The sequence below is a fragment of the Streptosporangium sp. NPDC023825 genome, from assembly GCF_040639575.1.
Taxonomy (GTDB): domain Bacteria; phylum Actinomycetota; class Actinomycetes; order Streptosporangiales; family Streptosporangiaceae; genus Streptosporangium.
Map to the genome: position 1 here is coordinate 1 of NZ_JBFAAE010000059.1, position 18,853 is coordinate 18,853.

Annotated in this window: 16 protein-coding genes; 9 read left to right on the top strand and 7 right to left on the bottom strand. The window is 72.9% G+C overall.

Annotation, left to right across the window (positions count from 1 at the left end; genetic code table 11):
• A partial coding sequence (locus AB0G15_RS34595; RefSeq protein WP_362848158.1) for a GAF domain-containing sensor histidine kinase occupies positions 1 to 1,152 on the top strand: 1,152 nt, incomplete at its 5' end.
• A 155-nt stretch (positions 1,153 to 1,307) separates the two neighbouring features.
• Here the strand turns inward: AB0G15_RS34595 and AB0G15_RS34600 are convergent.
• The 3 genes from AB0G15_RS34600 to AB0G15_RS34610 form a co-directional block, all read right to left on the bottom strand.
• Positions 1,308 to 1,949, bottom strand: coding sequence for a response regulator transcription factor (locus AB0G15_RS34600; RefSeq protein WP_362691432.1), 642 nt, complete (start codon positions 1,947 to 1,949; stop codon positions 1,308 to 1,310).
• A 79-nt stretch (positions 1,950 to 2,028) separates the two neighbouring features.
• Positions 2,029 to 2,703 (bottom strand): pyridoxamine 5'-phosphate oxidase family protein, encoded by a 675-nt coding sequence (locus AB0G15_RS34605; RefSeq protein ID WP_362848161.1) that lies wholly within the window; start codon positions 2,701 to 2,703, stop codon positions 2,029 to 2,031.
• 166 nt (positions 2,704 to 2,869) lie between these two features.
• Positions 2,870 to 3,334, bottom strand: coding sequence for a nuclear transport factor 2 family protein (locus tag AB0G15_RS34610; protein WP_362848163.1), 465 nt, complete (start codon positions 3,332 to 3,334; stop codon positions 2,870 to 2,872).
• A 403-nt stretch (positions 3,335 to 3,737) separates the two neighbouring features.
• Between AB0G15_RS34610 and AB0G15_RS34615 the strand changes: the two genes are divergently transcribed.
• The 6 genes from AB0G15_RS34615 (at position 3,738) to AB0G15_RS34640 (ending at position 12,385) form a co-directional block, all read left to right on the top strand.
• Positions 3,738 to 4,757 carry an iron chelate uptake ABC transporter family permease subunit gene (locus tag AB0G15_RS34615; protein ID WP_362848166.1) on the top strand — a complete coding sequence of 340 codons (1,020 nt, stop codon included), beginning with the start codon at positions 3,738 to 3,740 and terminating at the stop codon, positions 4,755 to 4,757.
• Between the two features lie 2 nt (positions 4,758 to 4,759).
• Positions 4,760 to 5,782, top strand: a complete 1,023-nt coding sequence (locus AB0G15_RS34620; protein ID WP_362848169.1) for an iron chelate uptake ABC transporter family permease subunit — start codon at positions 4,760 to 4,762, stop codon at positions 5,780 to 5,782.
• Between the two features lie 157 nt (positions 5,783 to 5,939).
• Positions 5,940 to 9,452, top strand: coding sequence for an amino acid adenylation domain-containing protein (locus AB0G15_RS34625; RefSeq protein WP_362848172.1), 3,513 nt, complete (start codon positions 5,940 to 5,942; stop codon positions 9,450 to 9,452).
• A 45-nt stretch (positions 9,453 to 9,497) separates the two neighbouring features.
• Complete coding sequence (locus AB0G15_RS34630; RefSeq protein ID WP_362848175.1) at positions 9,498 to 10,571, top strand: hypothetical protein; 1,074 nt, start codon at positions 9,498 to 9,500, stop codon at positions 10,569 to 10,571.
• 270 nt (positions 10,572 to 10,841) lie between these two features.
• Complete coding sequence (locus tag AB0G15_RS34635; protein ID WP_362848178.1) at positions 10,842 to 11,333, top strand: MarR family transcriptional regulator; 492 nt, start codon at positions 10,842 to 10,844, stop codon at positions 11,331 to 11,333.
• On the top strand, positions 11,330 to 12,385 hold the full coding sequence (locus AB0G15_RS34640; RefSeq protein ID WP_362848181.1) for an alpha/beta hydrolase: 1,056 nt from the start codon (positions 11,330 to 11,332) through the stop codon (positions 12,383 to 12,385). The genes AB0G15_RS34635 and AB0G15_RS34640 overlap by 4 nt, the downstream gene beginning before the upstream one ends.
• Before the next feature lie 82 nt (positions 12,386 to 12,467).
• On the opposite strand, the gene AB0G15_RS34645 is transcribed toward AB0G15_RS34640, so the two are convergent.
• The 3 genes from AB0G15_RS34645 to entS form a co-directional block, all read right to left on the bottom strand.
• Entirely contained in the window at positions 12,468 to 12,890 is a 423-nt protein-coding gene (locus tag AB0G15_RS34645) for a hypothetical protein (protein ID WP_362848184.1), read from the bottom strand.
• 309 nt (positions 12,891 to 13,199) lie between these two features.
• On the bottom strand, positions 13,200 to 13,649 hold the full coding sequence (locus AB0G15_RS34650; RefSeq protein ID WP_362848187.1) for a hypothetical protein: 450 nt from the start codon (positions 13,647 to 13,649) through the stop codon (positions 13,200 to 13,202).
• A gap of 235 nt (positions 13,650 to 13,884) precedes the next feature.
• Complete coding sequence (entS, locus tag AB0G15_RS34655) at positions 13,885 to 15,141, bottom strand: enterobactin transporter EntS (protein ID WP_362848190.1); 1,257 nt, start codon at positions 15,139 to 15,141, stop codon at positions 13,885 to 13,887.
• Positions 15,142 to 15,219: 78 nt separating this feature from the next.
• Here entS and panD point away from each other — a divergent pair, with 78 nt between their 5' ends.
• Together panD and AB0G15_RS34665 are read left to right on the top strand one after the other, a co-directional pair.
• Positions 15,220 to 15,627, top strand: a complete 408-nt coding sequence (panD, locus tag AB0G15_RS34660; protein ID WP_362848193.1) for an aspartate 1-decarboxylase — start codon at positions 15,220 to 15,222, stop codon at positions 15,625 to 15,627.
• A gap of 3 nt (positions 15,628 to 15,630) precedes the next feature.
• The gene (locus tag AB0G15_RS34665; protein WP_362848196.1) at positions 15,631 to 17,262 is read left to right on the top strand and encodes an AMP-binding protein; all 1,632 of its coding nucleotides are present in this window, start codon (positions 15,631 to 15,633) and stop codon (positions 17,260 to 17,262) included.
• A gap of 137 nt (positions 17,263 to 17,399) precedes the next feature.
• Here the strand turns inward: AB0G15_RS34665 and AB0G15_RS34670 are convergent, their stop codons facing one another.
• Positions 17,400 to 18,773, bottom strand: coding sequence for a salicylate synthase (locus AB0G15_RS34670; RefSeq protein ID WP_362848199.1), 1,374 nt, complete (start codon positions 18,771 to 18,773; stop codon positions 17,400 to 17,402).
• Positions 18,774 to 18,853: the final 80 nt, after the last annotated feature.

Below are 18,853 nucleotides of genomic sequence, written 5' to 3' on the forward strand. Positions count from 1 at the left end.
CTGTACGAGGAGAGCCGGCGCAGGGAGATGTGGCTGCAGGCCTCGGCGGAGGTCACCACCAGCCTGCTGTCGGGCGCCGAACCGAATCAGGTGCTGACGCTGATCGCGCGGCGGGCGCGGCAGATGGCCGGGGCCGACATCGCGGCGGTCCTGCTGCCGGACGAGACCGGGCGGGTCCTGCGGGCGGTCGTCGCCGACGGTGAGAACCACGAGCGGGTGGTGGACGCGGAGGCCCCGATCGCCAGGTCCCTGGCGGGCCTGGCGTTCACCGGCGGTGAGCCGGTCACGGTCACGGACCCGGCCGAGACCGAGGTCCCGATCGTGATCGCCGAGTACGTCTCGCTCGGCCCGGTGGCCGCGGTGCCGTTCGGCGCGGCGGGAGGTGTGCGGGGCGTGCTGTCGCTGGGCAAGCGTCAGGGCCGCGTCCCGTTCAACCAGGCGGAGGTCCGCACCCTGCACTCCTTCGCCGGGCAGGCCGCGATCGCCCTGGAGCTGGCGGAGAGGCGGATGGACGCCGAGCGGCTGGGACTGCTGGAGGACCGCGACCGGATCGCCAAGGACCTGCACGACGTGGTGATCCAGCGGCTGTTCGCGGTGGCCATGACGCTGATGAGCACGGTGCGGCTCGTCGAGCGGCCCGAGGCCTCCGAGCGGCTGCGCAACGCGATCGACGAACTGGACGGCACCATCCGGCAGATCCGCTCGACCATCTTCGCCCTGCAGGCTCCCGGCGACGGCGACGCCGGCCTGCGCGCCCAGATCGTCGCCCTGGTGGAGGGGGCGCGCGGCCACCTCGGCTTCATGCCGGGCCTGACCATGGAGGGGCGGCTGGACACCGGGGTTCCCCCGGAGATCGCCGAGCACCTGCCGGCGGTGCTGCGCGAGGCGCTGTCCAACGTGGTGCGGCACGCCAGGGCCTCCAAGGCGGAGGTGTCGGTGGAGCTCGGCGGGGGGCGGCTCGTCCTCACCGTGACGGACGACGGCGCAGGCCTTCCCGCCGGCGGCAGGCGCAGCGGGCTGCGAAACCTCCAGAAGCGGGCCGAGAACCTCGGCGGGTTCCTCGGTGCCGAGACACCGCAGGGGGGCGGCACCCGGCTGGTGTGGAGCGTCCCGCTCGAGCGCAAGGACGGCGGTCCGCGGGACACCGGGTGACCCCCGGAGCATCGGCTCCGCCCCGCCGGTCGGGTACGGAGCCCTCGCCGGTCGGGTACGGAGTCCTCACCGGTCGGGAAGGAGCCGTCGCCGGTCGGGTACGGAGTCCTCACCGGTCGGGAAGGAGTCGTCGCCGGTCGGGGACAGAGGCGCCGTCAGTTCCGCCGGTGGGCCTTCAACCGGGCCGACAGGGCGGCCGCCTGGGTGCGGCGATCCATGCTGAGCTTGGCCAGCAGGTTGGAGACGTAGTTCTTGACGGTCTTCTCGGCGAGATGCATCCGCTCGCCGATCTGCCGGTTGGTCAGGCCCTCGCCGATCAGCTCCAGGATCTGCCGTTCCTGATCCGTCAGCGCCTCCAGGGGATCCTTGCGGGTGGCCTGCTCGCGCAACCGCGCCAGCATGGCCGAGGTCGTGTGCGGGTCCAGCAGTGACTGGCCGCCCGCCACGGTGCGCACGGCGCCGACCAGGTCCGAGCCGTGGATCTGCTTGAGCACGTAGCCGGACGCGCCGGCCATCACCGCGTTGAACAGGGCGTCGTCGTCGGCGAACGAGGTCAGCATCAGGCAGGCCAGCCCCGGCACCCTGGAGCGGACCTCACGGCACACGTCCACCCCGCTGCCGTCGGGCAGGCGCACGTCCAGGACGGCGACGTCCGGCCGCAACGCCGGGATGCGGGCCACCGCGGACTCGGCGGTCCCCGCCTCGCCGACCACCTCGATGTCGCCCTCGGACTCCAGCAGCGCGGCCACGCCCCGCCGTACCACTTCGTGATCGTCGACCAGGAACACGCGAATCATGACCCGAACGCTAGTCCCCCCGTGACCTCACAGGTAGGGACCAAGGTCCCCGGTGTCGCCTCCGGAAGGCCGTACGCGCTCAGGGGGCGTGCCGGATGCGGCGGCCGGTGATCTCGACGGGGACGATCGTGACGTACAGCTCGCGGTCGCCGCCCGCCCAGGACCGGACACCGGAGGCCTCCGCGGCGGCATGCTCCTCGGCGGAGGAGACGTGGTGGGCTCCGCCCCTGACGAGCACGCTCCAGCCCGCGCGCCCGGCCTCGTCGATCCGGTCGACCTCGAAACCGATCTTGAGCTCCACGCCCTGGACACCCGTGCGCAGGGTGTCGTCGAGCGGCCCGCCGAAGGCGGTACGGAAGACGATCGAGCCCTCGCGCAGCACGTAGTTGACCGGCAGGATCGCCGGTCCTCCCGGATCGTTGAAGGCCACCCGGCCCACCCCGCCGGGGGCGAGCAGCCGCAGGCACTCCTGCTCGGTCAGCTTCTCCAGCAGGGACCCGGCGGCGGGGCGGCCGCGGCCGGGCGGCAGGTCCGCCGTGGCGCCCAGCAACTCCTCGACGCCGACCTCCAGTGCGGACGCCAGCCGGCTCACGGTCTCCGCCGCCGGCGAGGCCGCGCTCTCCTCCAGGTAGCCCACGTACCCGATGTCGATCCCGGCCCTGTCGGCCAGCTGCTCGCGGCTCAGGCCCAGGGAGTCGCGCAGCCGGGCCACCCGCCTGCCCAGGTCACCGGGGGTCGCTATGCGTTCGGTCATGACATCTCCCAACGAGAATGAGGACGGTGGCGAGTGGTCCCATTCCATCGCGGCGGCGGGTCCGGGGGCAGGGGCCGAGGTCCCTGGAGAGCGGGTCTTTCGTCCACGGCGGGGAGCGCGGGGACACGCCGGAGCGCGATCCCGCCCGTGACCCCGCGGGCGTTCCCTAGAAACCCAGGTCGCCGAGTCCCGGATGGTCGTCCGGGCGGCGTCCCAGGGGCCAGTGGTACCTGCGGTCCGCCTCGGTGATCGGAAGGTCGTTGATGGACGCGTGCCTCGCGCGCATCAGCCCCTCCTCGTCGAACTCCCAGTTCTCGTTGCCGTAGGAGCGGAACCAGTTGCCGGAGTCGTCGTGGCACTCGTAGGCGAAACGCACGGCGATGCGGTTCCCGTCGAAGGCCCACAGCTCCTTGATGAGCCGGTACTCCAGCTCCCTGGCCCATTTGCGCCGGAGAAACGCGATGATCGCGTCCCGCCCGTCGACGAACTCCGCGCGGTTCCTCCAGCGGGAGTCCGGGGTGTAGGCCAGGGCCACCTGCTCCGGGTCGCGGGTGTTCCACCCGTCCTCCGCCATCCGGACCTTCCGGAGGGCGGTTTCGAGAGTGAAGGGCGGGACCGGCGGACGTGTCATGTCACCATCTCCATGGTCGTGCTTCGCGCGACGGGGGCACGGGAAAAAGCGTGCCACCCCTCCTGAAGGCCGCATCACACCGGTTCGTTCCGGACGCGGGTGTCGCCGCCGCCCGATCCGGCGCGGCCGCCTTCGTGCACGGTACGGAACCCGCGGGCCGCGTGCGGATTCCGGTGCGCGTGTCCGATGGCTTCTTGGTGCCGCGATGCCCTTCCCGTGGGTCCGTCGCGGGCCGGAGCGGCCGCGCCTCCCGTCGCGGGCCGGAGCGACCGCCTCCCGTCGCGGGCGCGACCGTGCCCCCCCGGGCCCCGGAGGCCGGGGAAAGCCGGGGAAGCCGGGAATTCGTGCGCGTCGCCCGGCTCGTTCGTCGACACCTCAGTTAGGTTAGGCTAACTTGAAGCGTGTGCCTCCTCCCGTAAAGAGCGCGTATCTCCCCAAACGGCTGGCCGGTCTGTGCCTGCTCGGCGGCCTGCTGCTGCTCACCGTGCTGGGCAGCATCGTGATCGGCGCCAAGCAGATCCCGCTCGACCAGGCCCTGTCCGGAGTGTTCTCCCCGGACGGTTCGGAGGGCGCCCTGATCATCCAGGAGCTGCGGCTGCCGCGCACGCTGCTGGGGGTGGCCGTCGGGGCGGCGCTCGGACTGGCGGGCGCGCTCATGCAGGCACTGACCCGCAACCCCCTGGCCGAACCCGGCCTGCTCGGCGTCAACGGCGGCGCCGCGGTGGCGGTCGTGACGGTGATCGGCCTGTTCCGGGTGGACGACGTCCTCGTCTACGTGTGGGCGGCGTTCCTCGGGGCCGCCGGAGCCGCGCTGCTGGTCTACCTGGTCGGGTCGCGCGGCCGTTCCGGTGCCACCCCCGCGCGGTTGGTCCTGGCGGGCGCCGGGATCAACGCGGTGTTCAGCTCGCTGACGGCGGGGATGATGCTGCTCAACCCGCGCAGTTTCAACAGTTTCCGTTTCTGGCAGGTGGGCTCGCTGTCCGGGCGCGACCTCGCCGTCTTCGCCCAGATCGGCCCGTTCCTGCTGGCGGGGACGGTGCTGGCGCTCTGCCTGGCGCGCCCGCTCAACGCCCTGGCCCTGGGGGAGGACACGGGGCGGGCGCTGGGTGCCCGGCCGGGCCGGACCCGCGCGCTGGGGGCGCTGGCGGTCGTGGTGCTGTGCGGTGCCGCCACGGCGGCCGTGGGGCCGATCGCGTTCGTCGGGCTGGCGGTGCCCTTCGTGGTCCGGGCGCTGGTCGGTCCCGACCAGCGCTGGGTGCTGCCGTACTCGCTGCTGCTGGCGCCGGTGCTGATGCTCGCCGCCGACGTGGCGGGACGTGTGGTCGCGGCGCCCGGCGAGCTGGAGACGGGCATCGTCACCGCGTTCCTGGGCGCCCCCCTCCTGGCACTGATGGTCCGTCGCGGAAGGGTTCCCCAACTGTGAGCATGAGTCGTGTCCTGCGGGTCGGGACGGTGTCCCTGCGGTGGGAGCCGCGCGTCGTCGCGGTGTGCGTCGTGCTGGTGGCCGCCACCCTGGGGGCGGCCGTGTCCGTGGTCGGCAGCGGTGAGTTCCCCATCTCCTTCACCGAGGTGGTGGCGGTGCTGACCGGGCAGGGGGACCGGGCCACGGAGTTCATCGTGCTCACGCTGCGCCTGCCCAGGGCGGTCACCGGCCTGCTCGCCGGTGCGGCGCTCGGCCTGAGCGGGGCCGTCTTCCAGAGCATCACGCGCAACCCGCTGGGCAGCCCCGACATCATCGGGTTCACCACGGGGTCGGCCACCGGCGCGCTGCTGCAGATCCTGGTCATCGGCGGCGGCGCCGCCGCCATCGCGGCCAGTTCCGTCCTCGGCGCGGTGCTGACCGCGCTCGCCGTCTACCTGGTCGCCTACCGGGGCGGGGTGCACGGCTACCGGCTGGTCCTGGTGGGGGTCGCCGCGGCCGCGATGCTCGAGGCGCTCAACGCCTACCTCGTCACCCGCGCCGAGCTGCGCGAGGCGTACGAGGCGGCGTTCTGGCTCACCGGCAGCCTGAACGGCAGGGGATGGCAGCACGCGTGGCCGCTCGCCGTGGCCATGGCGGTGCTCGTACCGGTCGTGCTGGCCCTCGGGAGGCGGCTGCGGATGGGCGAGCTCGGGGACGACGCGGCGCAGGCGCTCGGCGTGCCGGTCCAGGGGACGCGTGCCGTGCTCGTGGTGGTCGGGGTGGGGCTGGTGGCGGTGGCGACCGCGGCGGTGGGGCCGGTCCCGTTCGTCGCGCTGGCCGCGCCGCAGCTGGCGCGCGGGCTCACCGGCAGGCCCGGCACGCAGCTCGTACCGGCCGCGCTGATGGGCGCGGCGCTGCTCGTGTTCAGTGACCTGGTGACGCTGCACCTGCCGGTCGCGGTGCCGGTCGGCGTGGTCACCGGGGTGCTCGGCGGCGTCTACCTGGTCTGGCTGCTGTCGACCGAGGGGACGAGAGGGCGGGCGTGAGGGACTCGCGTCTCGCGGTGACGGCGTGCCGGACGGTCCTGGCCGGCCGGGGGGCGAGAGACCCCGCGTCCGGGATCGAAGGGTTTGTCGTGAGACGTGCGTTGACGCGGGAATCCTCCTAAATTAGGTTAGGCTTACCTGACTTGAGGAGAGTTCCGTGCTGACCAGGGAAGAACTGCACCGTTCGCTGACAGAACTGCTCGGAGAGCAGGTAGAGGCGCACGACAACCTCATCGAGCTGGGCATGGACTCGATCCAGCTGATGGGACTGACCGGCCGCCTGCGCCGCCTCGGCGTCGAGGTCGGCTTCGCCGAACTCGCGCGGCGTCCCACGCTGGCCGAGTGGTGGGAACTGCTCGACGAGCGCGGTGCCATCGCACCGCATCCGCTTCCGGCCCTCACCCCCACCTCCGGCCCTGACGCCGCCCCCGGTGCCGGTGCCGGCCCCGGCACGCGGCGGGAAGCCGCGGAGCCGGACGACGGGCCGTTCCCCCTCGCGCTCATGCAGCACGCCTACTGGATCGGCCGAGACTCCGGCCAGTCGCTCGGCTCCGTCGCCGCGCACCTCTACGTGGAACTCGACGGACGCGAGATCGACCCCGCCCGGCTGGAGGCGGCCGTCGTGGCGCTCGTCGAGCGGCATCCGATGCTGCGGGCCGCGATCTCCGACGACGGGACCCAGCGCATCCTGCCGGAGCGGCCCGGACCCGCCGTCACGGTGCACGACCTGCGCGCCGTACCGGATCCCGGCGAGGAGCTGGAACGGCTGCGCGCCGAGATGTCCACCCAGCGCCTCCCCATCGAGACGGGCCGTGTCTTCGACGCGCGGCTGAGCCTGCTGCCGTCCGGCGCGGCGCGGCTGCACCTGGACGTCGACATGGTCGCCGCCGACGCGATGAGCTACCGCACCCTGCTGGCCGACCTCGCGGCGCTGTACGAGGGCGAGAGCCTGCCGCCGATCGGCTACAGCTACGCGCGCTACCTCGCCGCCGACCCGCGCGCCGAGGCCCGCGCCCGTGACCGGCGCTGGTGGGGCGAGCGGCTCGGCGAGCTGTCCGGGCCGCCGGAGTTGCCGGTCGTGCCGCAGCCGGGCGACCGGGTCGTCCGCAAACACCACTGGCTCGCCCCCGAGGACAAACAGCGGCTGATCGCCCGCGCCCACCGGGAGGGCGTCACCCCCGCGATGGCGCTCGCCGCCGTCTTCGCCGAGGTGATGGGCGCCTGGTCGGCGACCCCGCGCTTCCTGCTGAACCTGCCGCTGTTCCACCGCGAGCCGATCCACCCCGACGTGGACGCCCTGGTCGGCGACTTCACCGGCTCCATCCTGCTGGAGGCCGACCTGTCGAGGGAGCTGCCGTTCACCGAGCGCGCCCGCGAGCTGCAGGCGCTGCTGCACACGGCCGGCGAGCACAGCGACTACTCCGGCCTGGAGGTGCTGCGCGACCTGTCGCGGGCGCGGGGCGAGCAGGTGCTCGCGCCGATCGTCTACACCAGCGCGCTCAATCTCGGCGAGCTGTTCGGCGACCGGGCGCGGCGCAGCTTCGGAGAGCCGGAGTGGATCATCTCCCAGGGGCCGCAGGTGCTCCTCGACGCCCAGGTCACCGAGGTCTCCGGCGGGCTGCTGCTGAACTGGGACGTGCGCGACCCCGCCTTCCCCGACGGCGTCGCCGACGCGATGTTCGCCGTCTACACGGGCGCGATCACCCGTCTGGGCGCGCCGGACGCCGACTGGGACGAGCCGCTGCGGATCGGCGCCTCGCCGCACCAGCTGCGCCTGCGGCACGAGCTCAACGCCCAGCCGGCGCTGCCCGCGCGGACGCTGCACGAGGAGTTCTTCGCGCGGGCGCGGCGCACCCCCGGCCTCGCGGCGCTGCACTGGGGCACCGGTGACGACGGCGCTGACGGCACCGGGGGCACGCTCACGTACGGCGAGCTGGCCGACCGCGCCCTGCGCGTCGCCGCCCATCTCGTGGAGCGGGGGGTACGGCCGGGAGACCGGGTCTCCGTCGAGCTGCCCAAGGGGCCCGACCAGGCCGTGGCGGTGCTCGGCACGCTGGCGGCCGGGGCCGCGTACGTGCCCGTCGGGGCAGGGCAGCCCGCCGCCCGGCGGGAGAGGATCCTCAAGACGGCCGGGGTCGCGGTCTCGCTCACCTCGGCCGTGACGCACCCCGAGCCTCTGGACGGGCCGGTGCCCGTCGCCCCCGACCAGGTCGGCTACGTGCTGTTCACCTCGGGCTCGACCGGGGAGCCCAAGGGCGTCGAGGTCTCGCACCGGGCCGCGATGAACACGATCGGCGACCTGGTCGAGCGGTTCTCGATCGGTGAGTCGGACGTGTCGCTCGCCGTGTCGGCGCTCGACTTCGACCTGTCGGTGTTCGACCTGTTCGCCCTCTGGTCCCGCGGCGGCGCCGTGGCGATCCCCCTGGAGGACGACCGCCGCGACGCCACCCGCTGGGCCGAGCTGGCCGGGCGGTGGTCGGTGACCGTGCTCAACTGCGTGCCGTCGGTGCTGGAGATGCTGCTGCGGACCGGCCCCGTGCCCAGCCTGCGGCTGGTCCTGCTCGGCGGCGACTGGGTCGGCACGCACCTGCCCGCGCTGCTGCGGGAACGCTCACCGGGGGCCAGGTTCGTCGCGCTCGGCGGCACGACGGAGACCGCCATCCACTCGACCGTGATCGAGGTCGACGGCGAGGTGCCCGCCGACTGGACGGCGGTCCCGTACGGCGTGCCGCTGCGCGGGGTGGCCTGCCGGGTCGTGGACGAGGCCGGGCGCGACCGCCCCGACTGGGCGCAGGGCGAGCTGTGGATCGGCGGCGCGGGTGTCGCGGACGGCTACAGCGGCGACGCCGAGCGCACCGCCGACCGTTTCGTCGTCCACGAGGGCACCCGCTGGTACCGGACCGGGGACATGGCCCGCTACCGGCCCGACGGCACGCTGGAGTTCCTCGGGCGGCGCGACCACCAGGTGAAGGTGCGCGGGTTCCGGATCGAGCTCGGCGAGGTCGAGACCGCGCTGGAGAACCATCCCCGGGTGCGCCGCGCCGTCGGCCTGCTCGCCGACTCGCGGCTGGCCGCCGCGGTCGTGCTCGCCGGTGAGACGGGAGCGGCGGAGACGGGAGCGGAAGAGACCCGCGCGGGGAAGCCCGGTGCGCGGGAGACCGGGACCGAGGAGCTGCTCGCCCACGTACGGGAGCTGCTGCCCCCGCACATGGTCCCGGACCTGCTGGTGACCCTGGACGAGCTGCCGCTCACCGCGAACAACAAGGTGGACCGCAGGGCGCTCACGGCCCTCGTCACCGCGGAGGCGGGGAAGACGGGCACGCCCTACACCGCGCCGGACACCGCGCTGGAGCGGGTGCTGGCCCGGGTCGTCGGCCAGGTGCTCGGCGTGCCGAGGGTCGGCGCGCACGACGACATCTTCGCGCTCGGCGGCGACTCGGTGCTGGCCACCACCATCATCGCGCGGCTGCGCGAGGCGCTCGACGCATCCTCGCTCCCGCTGCGCGCGCTGTTCACCGAGCGGACCGTGTCACGCGTCGCCCAGCGTTTCGCCGAGGTCGAGGAGACCCCGGGCAGGCTGGAGGCGGTCGCCGGGATCTGGCTCACGGTCGAGGGCATGTCCGAGGACGAGCTCACCGAGCGCCTGGGCGCCGGAGAGCCCGGCCAGTAGTACCTCGTCTGCAAACTTTTCCGCTGAAGGGCGCGTCTCACCCGTATGGGAACGCTGTTTCGCGGCACCGCTGCGGCCATCGCCTTTCTCGTCGCCACCGATCCGGCCGCCGCCCACGCCGTGGCACCGGCCGGTCAGTGGAGCATCGTCCACGACCACCGCCGTGACTCCTACGACGCGGTGACGGTGACGCCGGGTGGGGCGGTCTGGGTCGCCGGGACGAGACGCCTGGATCGCGGATCGAGCCGCACCGAGTCGCTCCTGCTCAAGGGCGGCCGGTCCACCTTCAAGCGGGTCACCGGGCCGGGCTTCCGGGTGAGGCGGCTGACGTCGGCGTCCGACACCAGGGTCTGGGCGTTCGGCGCGTCGCGGTACGCCCGGTGGGACGGCAGGCGCTGGCAGGCCAAGCGATGGCGCCATGGCCGGGTGGACCGGGCGTACGCCATCGGCAAGAACCTGTGGGTCATCGAGAACTCGAACACGTTCCCCGCGGCCGGTGACGCCGGGTGGAAGGCGCGGTCCACGCTGCGGCGCCTGGCCGGGTCGGTGTGGCGCAAGGTCGACACGCCGATCGTGGTCAAAGGACTCGACGGCAAGTGGGCGGCGGGCTCGGTGCGGGGCGCGGCGGCCCTGGCCCGCTGGACCGGTACGGCCTGGCGCACGGTCGCGCTTCCCGCGATTCCGTCCGCGCGCTCGAACCAGATCTCGGAGTTGACGGATGTCGCGGTCGACGGTGAGACCGGCCGGGTGATGGCCGTCGGCTGGGTCGCCTGGCCGTGCGGCGGTGCGAAGCGCTCCTTCTGCGGCGAGACTTTGCTGCTGTCGGGCCATCTGGGCGGCTTCGGCTTCGAGGTCCGCGGTGAACCGGGCATCCAGCCGCGCGCCCAGGCGGAGCCCGACGGCAGAGGCGGCGCCTGGGTCGTCTACGACGCCAAGGGCGGAGGCAGCGGGTTTCTGCACATCGGTGCCGACGGTGTCGAGCCGGGAGCCTTTCCGGCTCCGCCGAACCAGGACGCGTTCGTCCGTGACCTCGCCATCCGGCCGGAGAGCGGTTCCGTCTGGGCGGTCGGCGTGGCGTCTTCCGGCCGCGGCGGTTTGATCTGGGCTCACGGCCGCTGAGCCGGCCGCGGCGATCCGAACCATGTCCGGTCGCCGCTGCCGCCGGCTCGGCGACGACGTGTTCCGACCACCACCCGCGCCCGGCAATCCCGCCAACCCCGCAGCCACCGGCGCGGCCGCGACGGGGCTGATCTGGATGCCGGCGCCCACACCCCGCGCTCGGCGCGCCGGCAGATCCGGCAGAAGAACGACCGCGGAGCAGGCAGGGCCTCGAGATCACGGATCAGGCGATGATGCCCGATGGTCAACCCGATGTAGACTATTCACATCATGACAAGTACATCGGGTGGAGGCGGCGACGTCGAGCACCTGGCGTCGCGGCTGCGGATGCTGACCCTGCAGCGTTCGGACGCGTGGCTGGACCTCGACCTCACGCTGCCGCAGCTGCGCGTGTTGTTCGCCGTCCGCCGCCGAAACGGCTGCACGGTCTCAGAGCTGGCCGAAACCCTCGGACGGCGGCTCGCGGCCACCTCCGCCCTGGTGAACCGGATGGTCCGCGCCGGGCTTCTGCACCGGGTGAGCGATCTCGACGATCACCGGCGGATCCGGCTGAAGCTCACCGACGAGGCGGAACGGATGCTGACGACGACGGACCAGCGGTCGGCGGAGAGGTTCGCGGCCATCTTGGGACGCATGAGCGCGCAGGGCCGGGCGGCGCTGGCCGGCGCCCTGAGCGAGCTCATCGAGCTCGTGTCGTCGGACCTCTCCGAAGACCGCGCACCGGGCCCCGGCCCCTACCGCACGGAAGAAGGACCCTCGTGAGCACGTATCCGTACCGCAACCCCTACGAGGGCCTATCCGAAACGATCGACATCAAGGCCGTCCGTGACGCCGGGTTCCGGCAACACCGGTTCGACACCGGAGCCGTGCGGCTCAATTACGTGGTGGGCCCGGACAACGGGCCTCCGCTGGTCCTGCTGCCGGCGCAGATGGGGACCTGGGAGAGCTACCAGCGGGTGCTGGTGCCGCTGTCGCGTCGGCTGCGGGTCTACGCGGTCGACGTGCGCGGGCACGGCACGTCGAGCTGGACCCCGGGCGAGTACTCCTGGAAACACCTCGGCGCGGACATGACGGCCTTCCTCTCCGGGGTCGTGCGATCCCCTGCCGTCATCGCCGGCAATTCCTCCGGCGGGCTCCTCGCCCTGTGGTGCGCGGCCAACCTCCCCGATCAGGTCGCCGCGGCGATCCTGGAGGACGCCCCGGTGTTCTCCGCGGAGATGCCCCGCTTCCGTGACCACGACCGCTTCGTGTACGGCGGGCTGAAACACCTCGTCGACACCCTCGGCGACCCCCGCCACCGCGATCTCGCCGACTACTTCCGCGGCCTGACGCTCCCGGTCTCCGAAACCCGCGAGAAGCGCGTCCCGGACTGGTTCGTCTCCTTCCTGTCCCGCCGTGTCCAGGCGTTCCAGACTCGCCATCCCGGCCGGCCGGTGGACATCCCCTACTTCCCTCTCAAGCTCCGCCTGCTGCTCAAGTGCCTGTCCATGTACGACGTGGACTTCGCGCGGGCCTTCGTCGACGGCCGGTTCTACGAGGGACTCGACCATGCCGACGCGCTCACTCACGTGTCGTGCCCGCTGCTGGTGCTGCACGGTGACTGGCGGCGCGTGCCGGGCCGCGGTCTTGTCGGCGCGATGGACGACGAGGACGCGGCCCGGATCGGGCGCCTCGTACCGCACAGCCGATACAGGAAGATCAAAGCCAATCACGTGATCCATATGTCGAGACCCCGCCGGTACGTGGAAGCGGTGAACACCTTCCTCCGGGAGGACGTTCCGGGCGAGTTCGCCGGTCCGGCGAGGCCGGCATGACGCCACCCGTGACTCCTCTCCACCCGAATCTCCACCCGAACGGAGATCGCACCGGCCGCCCGTCCGGAGGGCGGTCGCCGTCTCAACCGGCGAGGGACAGGGCCCACTCGGCGACGCGCAGCCCCCGGGTCGTCCAGCTGCGCGGGGCGTAGCCGAAGTTTCCCCGTACCTCCCAGGCGAGATCGGCGAACCAGACGCCACGGCTCGCGACCACTCGTCCCCCCGTTATCGGCCTGTAGAGGAGTGCGGCCGGCCGCTTGAGACGCATGTTGGACACGACCTGGACGCCCGACCAGCCGCCGCGCAGGAAAGGCGCGACGGTTACCTTCCCGCGCGTGGCGGCGCCCATCTCCTCGTCCGGCGGGCCCGCGCAGCCCTGAGCGACCCGCGTGGCGGCATCGCTCAGTTCACGCGCGGCCGCCGGGTCGGAGGCCCGGATGAAGCGGACCTGCAGTGGCGGGTCGGTGGCGAGCCGGACGACGTGCACCGGAAAATTCCGGCGCACCGACACACTCCCAAGCTCGGTGCACAGCCAGAAGAAGTTGTGAGCCCCGCGAGATCGCGACGTGTCATCCGACTCGTGGGCGCGCAGGCGCTCGGTGAGCTCCGCTATGGAGTGTGCGGGTGCGACATGGACGGGTTGGATCGCGGTGGTGGCATTGGCGCTCCCGGTGGCCACGCCGAGAAGCACAGCCGCTGAAACGGTCCTGACGAGTCTGCCCATGCCCGGTTCAACGGCCGAGCGCCGACCAGGTTCCGGGACCGGGACAGCGGGACCGCGTACCTGCCGCCTCGCTCGCGCCACCTTCCCGAGTCAGCGTCTGGGGGAGAGCTTCAGCACCGCCTTGCCGCGGGAGAGCGACACCACTCGTATCCCGATGCCGTTGACCGACCCCGTGGAGCGGAGGCCGAGCACCGCCTGCGAGGTCACCCCGGGCCCGGTGGCCCGCACCCGCACGGAGGTCCGGTCGAAGGAGATGGACAGCCGGGTGACGCCGAACCGGGGACTGACCCGGAAACGCACCGCCTTCGAAAGGGTGAGGTTGCACTTCCCGTCGTAGCACGCGCGGAGATTCGGAGCGGCGGTCCTGCCCCGCGCGGTGCCGTCCGTCGCCGGGGCGGTGGCCGCGACCGGTGCGAGGACGGCCGCCCGTGTCCCCACCCGTGTCTCCGCCGGTGTCAGGCCGGACTGCGCCGGTGCCGTGCCACCGGTCAGGGCGGCGAACAGCAGGAGGGCGACGGTCGTCTGGGCCGTCTGGGCCATGGGCTTCCTCTCGTCGTTCCTCCGGACTCCTCCCGGGACCGGCGATGCCTCGCCGGCCGGGCGTCGCCGGTGGTCGTACGTCGGCAGGGATATGAGGGGTTCGCTGTCACACCTCACCATCTGACAGAGGCGGCCGTTTTTCCAGCCGTTCCGTCGCACCGCCTTCGCCGGTTCCGCCGGGGTGCCCGAGCCCGGGCCGGTGCGCCTCCGCGCCCGGGGGCCGGGTGTACCGGGACTACGTCTCCTGCGGTTCCGCGTCCCGCGGATCGGCCTGCAGGGTCGCGCCGCGCAGGCCGGTGAGCGTGAGGGCGAGAGCGAGGGCCAGGGCGGCGCTGGCGGCGCCGTACACGACGATCGCGGTGCCGGGCGCCAGGTAGCGGCCGAGCGCCCCCGCGCCGAGCGCGCCGACGGCCTCGCCGCCGGTCTCCTGGGCGGCCCACAGCGCGTTCACCCGGCCGAGGTAGCCGTCGGGGGTGTGTGCCTGGATGAGGCCGTAGCGGAGGATCTCCTCGATGGACGCGACCAGGCCGTACCCGAAGAGGATCGCGACGGCGAGCGCGGGATGGGTCGCCAGCCCGAGGCAGGCGAGGAGCGCGAAGCCGCAGACCGACGCGACGAGCAGCGCCCTGCCCGGCGCGCGCGAGCGCCCGGCCCAGCCGCTGGTGACCGAGCCGAGCACCGCGCCGCAGGCGGGCGCGGCGTAGAGCAGGCCGATCGTGGCCGGGCCGCCGCCCAGCTGCAGGGTCGCGAACGCGGGCATGAGCACCGGGATGCCGCCCGCCACCATGAACAGCAGGCCGAGCAGCATGAGCGAGCCGACCACGCGGTGCGAGGCCACGAACCGCAGCCCCGAGGCGATCGCCCTCAGCGGGTTCTCCGTGACGGCGGCGGCCGGTCGCAGGGCGGGCAACCTCGTCAGCAGGCCGAGGGTGGCGAGCGTTCCCGCGGCCGCGGCCGCGTAGTTCCAGCCGACGCCGAACGCCGACACGGTCAGGCCGCCGAGCGCGGGGGAGAGCATCGAGCCGAGCCGTACGGTCAGCGCGTTGAGCGCGCCCGCCGCGACCAGCTTGTCGGTGGGGACCAGGGCGGGGGTCGCGGCCAGCAGCGCGGTGACGCTGACGCCGGTCGCCAGCCCGTCCCAGGCGGCGAGCACGTAGATGGCCGCCAGCGAGGGGGAGGGCAGGAAGGCGTTCAGCGTCAGCAGCGCGAAGCCGATGCCGGCCGCGGTGCGCGCGACCAGCATCAACCGGCGCCGGTCGTGCCGGTCGGCCAGCACGCCGCCCCACAGGAAGCCCGCGAGCAGCGCGAAGCCCTCGGCGGAGGAGACCGCGCCGACGTGCACGGTCGACCCGGTCATCGCGTAGACCTGTACGGGCACCGCGACCATCAGCATGCCGATGCCGAAAACCGACACGGTGCGCGCCACGAAAACGTCGCGGAAGGCTCTGCTGGTCCGGAGCGGGCTGATGTCCATGGCCAGACGGCGCAGCATCTTCGGGGTTCTCCTCGACGGGCAGAGTGGATAAGGTGAGGCTTACCTTAGTTGACCTTAAGGAAAGAGGACAGACCAGTGCAACGGGTCCTTATGAACGGAAAAATCCACCGTGCCACCGTGACCCAGGCGGATTTGCACTACGTGGGTTCCCTGACCATCGACGCCGAGCTGATGGCCGCCGCCGACATCGTCGAGGGCGAGCAGGTCCATGTCGTCGACATCGACAACGGCGCCCGCCTGGTCACCTACGCGATCACCGGCGAGGCGGGCAGCGGGGTCGTCGGCGTCAACGGCGCGGCGGCCCACCTGATCCATCCCGGGCACCTGGTCATCATCATCTCGTACGGGAACTTCGACGACGCGGAGGCGCGGGCGCACCGGCCCAGCGTCGTCCACGTGGACGGCGCCAACCGTGTGGTCGCGATCGGCACCGACCCGGCCGAGCCGGTCGCGGGCGCGGTGGCCCAGATCGCGGGGCGGTGACCCGTGGAAGGATTCACCCCCTGGCCCGAGGAGTTCGCGGCGCGCTACCTGGCCGAGGGCTACTGGAGCGACCGGTTGCTCGGCGACGTGCTGCGCGGTGGCGACCCCGGGCGGACCGCGCTCGTGGCAGGGAAGGAGCGGCTGACCTACGCCGAGCTGGACCGCCGCGCCGAACGCGCCGCGGCCGGTTTCGCGCGGCTGGGCATCCGGCGCGGTGACCGTGTCGTGGTGCAGCTGCCCAACACCGCCTCCTTCGTCGTCGTCTTCCTCGCCCTGGTCAGGATCGGCGCCGCCCCGGTGCTCGCCCTGCCCGCGCACCGCAGCAGCGAGATCGGCTACCTGTGCGAGCTGAGCGAGGCCAGGGCGTACGTCATCCCCGACGTGCACGGCGGGTTCGACTACCGCGAGCTGGCCCGCTCGCTGGCCGTGGAGCACGTCGTGGTGGACGGGGACGCCCAGGAGTTCACCGCCCTGGCCGACCTCGATCCAGGCCTCGATCCCGCCCTCGAGACCGGCTCCGGTCCCGCGCTCGATCCCGGTCAGGGTGCCGGTTCCGGTCCCGTGTCGTACGAGCGGCCCGATCCGGCCGACGTGGGGGTGTTCCTGCTCTCCGGCGGCACCACCGGGCTGCCGAAGCTGATCCCGCGCACCCACCGCGACTACGTCTACAACCTGGAGGCCAGCGCCGAGGTCTGCGGCTTCACCCGCGAGACGGTCTACCTCGTGGTGCTCCCGGTCGCGCACAACTTCGCGCTCGCCTGCCCGGGTGTGCTGGGGGTGTTCGCCAAGGGGGGCACCGTCGTCCTGGCACCCTCCGGGTCGCCCGACGAGGCGTTCCCCCTCATCGAGCGGGAGCGGGTGACGGTGTGCGCGGTGGTGCCCCCCATCGCGCTGCTCTGGCTGGAGGAGGCGGCCTGGTCGGGCGAGGACCTGTCGTCGCTCCGGCTGCTGCAGGTGGGCGGGGCCAAGTTCGCCGCCGAGCGGGCCGCGCAGGTTCCCGGCGTGCTGGGCTGCGCGGTGCAGCAGGTGCTGGGCATGGCCGAGGGGCTGCTCAACTACACCCGGCTGGACGACCCCCGCGAGCTGGTCGACACCACGCAGGGCAGGCCGCTGTCCCCGGCCGACGAGATCCTCGTGGTCGACTCCGACGGCGCCGAGGTCGCCCCCGGCGAGGTCGGCGAGCTGCTCACCCGCGGCCCGTACACCCTGCGCGGTTACTACCGCGCGCCGGAGCACAACGCGCGGTCCTTCACCCCCGACGGCTTCTACCGGACCGGAGACCTGGTGCGGGTGCTCCCCTCCGGTCACCTCGTCGTGGAGGGCCGCGACAAGGACCAGATCAACCGGGGCGGTGACAAGATCTCCGCCGAGGAGCTGGAGAACCACCTGCTGGCCCACCCCGCGGTGCACGACGCCGCCGTGGTCGGCACCCCGGACCCGGTGATGGGGGAGCGGACCTGCGCCTTCCTGATCGTCCGGGACCAGGCGCCGACCCTCCGGGAGATCAAGCAGTTCCTCAAGGAGCGCGGCGTGGCGGGATACAAGTGGCCCGACCGCGTCGAGCTGGTCGAGACCTTCCCCCGCACCCCGGTCGGCAAGATCAGCAAAAAGGAGCTCGCCGCGAGCCTGGGCTGAGCGCCTTCACGCGGGAGGTCCGCCCTCACGTGCGGGAAAGGCGCGTGAGGGCGGACGGTGGACGGTGAGGGCGGGCGGGGGCCAGGGCGGCGGACAGGGCGGAGGCCGGCGTGCGGAAACGCCGGGGTGGCGTTTCCTCAGGCGCGCGGGACCACGTACGGGGCGATGCTGGAGAGCTTCTCGCAGGTCTCCTCGTACTCCCGCTCGGGCGTCGAACCGGACACGATGCCGGCGCCGGCCCGCAGCCAGGCCCGGCCGTTCTCGCTGTAGACGGCGCGCAGCACCAGGGCGGCGTCCATCGCGCCGTCCTGGGAGACGGTCAGGACGGCTCCGGCGTACAGGCCCCTGGGCTCCTCCAGCCGGGCGATCGCGTCGATCGCCCCCGGCTTGGGGATGCCGGAGGCGGTCACGCCGGGGAACAGCGCGTCGAGCGCGTCCCAGCCGGTGCGGCCGGGGGACAGCTCGCCGCTGACACTCGACCCCAGGTGCTGCACGCTGCCGCGCTCCTTCACCGTCATGAAACCGGTGACCCGGACCGTGCCGGGCGCGCACACCCGGTACAGCTCGTCCTGCGAGGCGCGTACGGACACCGCGTGCTCGAAGATCTCCTTGGGGTCGTTCTCCAGCTCGCGGCGGGTCTTCGAGTCCACGTCCTCGCCCCGGCCGAAGGCCCGCGTGCCGGCCAGCGGCTGCGTCGTCACCGTGCCGTGCCCGTCGACGCTCACCAGCACCTCGGGGCTGAACCCGGCCGACTGGAAGCCGTCCAGGTCGAGGAGGAAGGAGCGGGCCGGGGTGTTGGCGGCCCGGCCGCACGCGTACGTCGCGACGACGTCGACGGGGAACGGGATCGGCAGCCGCCGGGAGACGATGACCTTCTCGTAGAGCCCGGCGTCGATCTCGGAGATCGCCTGGGCGACCCGCGACCGGTACAGGTCGCCGCCGGGGCGCACGTCGACCGGTGACGGCGCCGGTGCCGGCGGCCTGGGCACGCCGCCCCGGCCGGACAGCAGCTCGGCCACCCGCTCCGCCTCGTCGCGGTCCACGCTCACCACCAGTGCGCGTCCCGCCTCGATGCGCACCTCGGTGCGCGGCACGACCAGGTGGGCGAGCCTGCCCGCCGGGGTGAGCGCGGCGAACTCGAACGCGATCCAGCCGTAGGCGTTCCAGACCGGCCACGGGGCGGCCCGCAACGCCGCCTCCAGCGCCGCGGCCGGACGGCCGGACCACGGCTCGTCCACCGAGTCGAGCGAGTGCACCGAGCGCATCGAGTCGAGCGAGACGAGCGACTCCAGCGGGTCCATCGAGGTCGCGGAGGTCAGGGAGGACCCGTCCAGCCAGCGGCTGCGCACGACTCCGGGTTCGAGGATCACCTCGCCCGCGACCCCGCCCGCGAAGGTCCACAGACCCGGTCGCTCGTACACGGTGTAGTCGTCGAACAGCCCGGACCCGGCCAGGCGGGTGACCAGACGCAACGGGTCGGCTGCGCTCTCGACCACTACCTCTGCGCGCATCTCATCCGTGCGGACACCAAAGGACAACGAACCCACCCCTCTGCAAAACCGGGTAACACCGATCAATTTAGGTAAGGCTA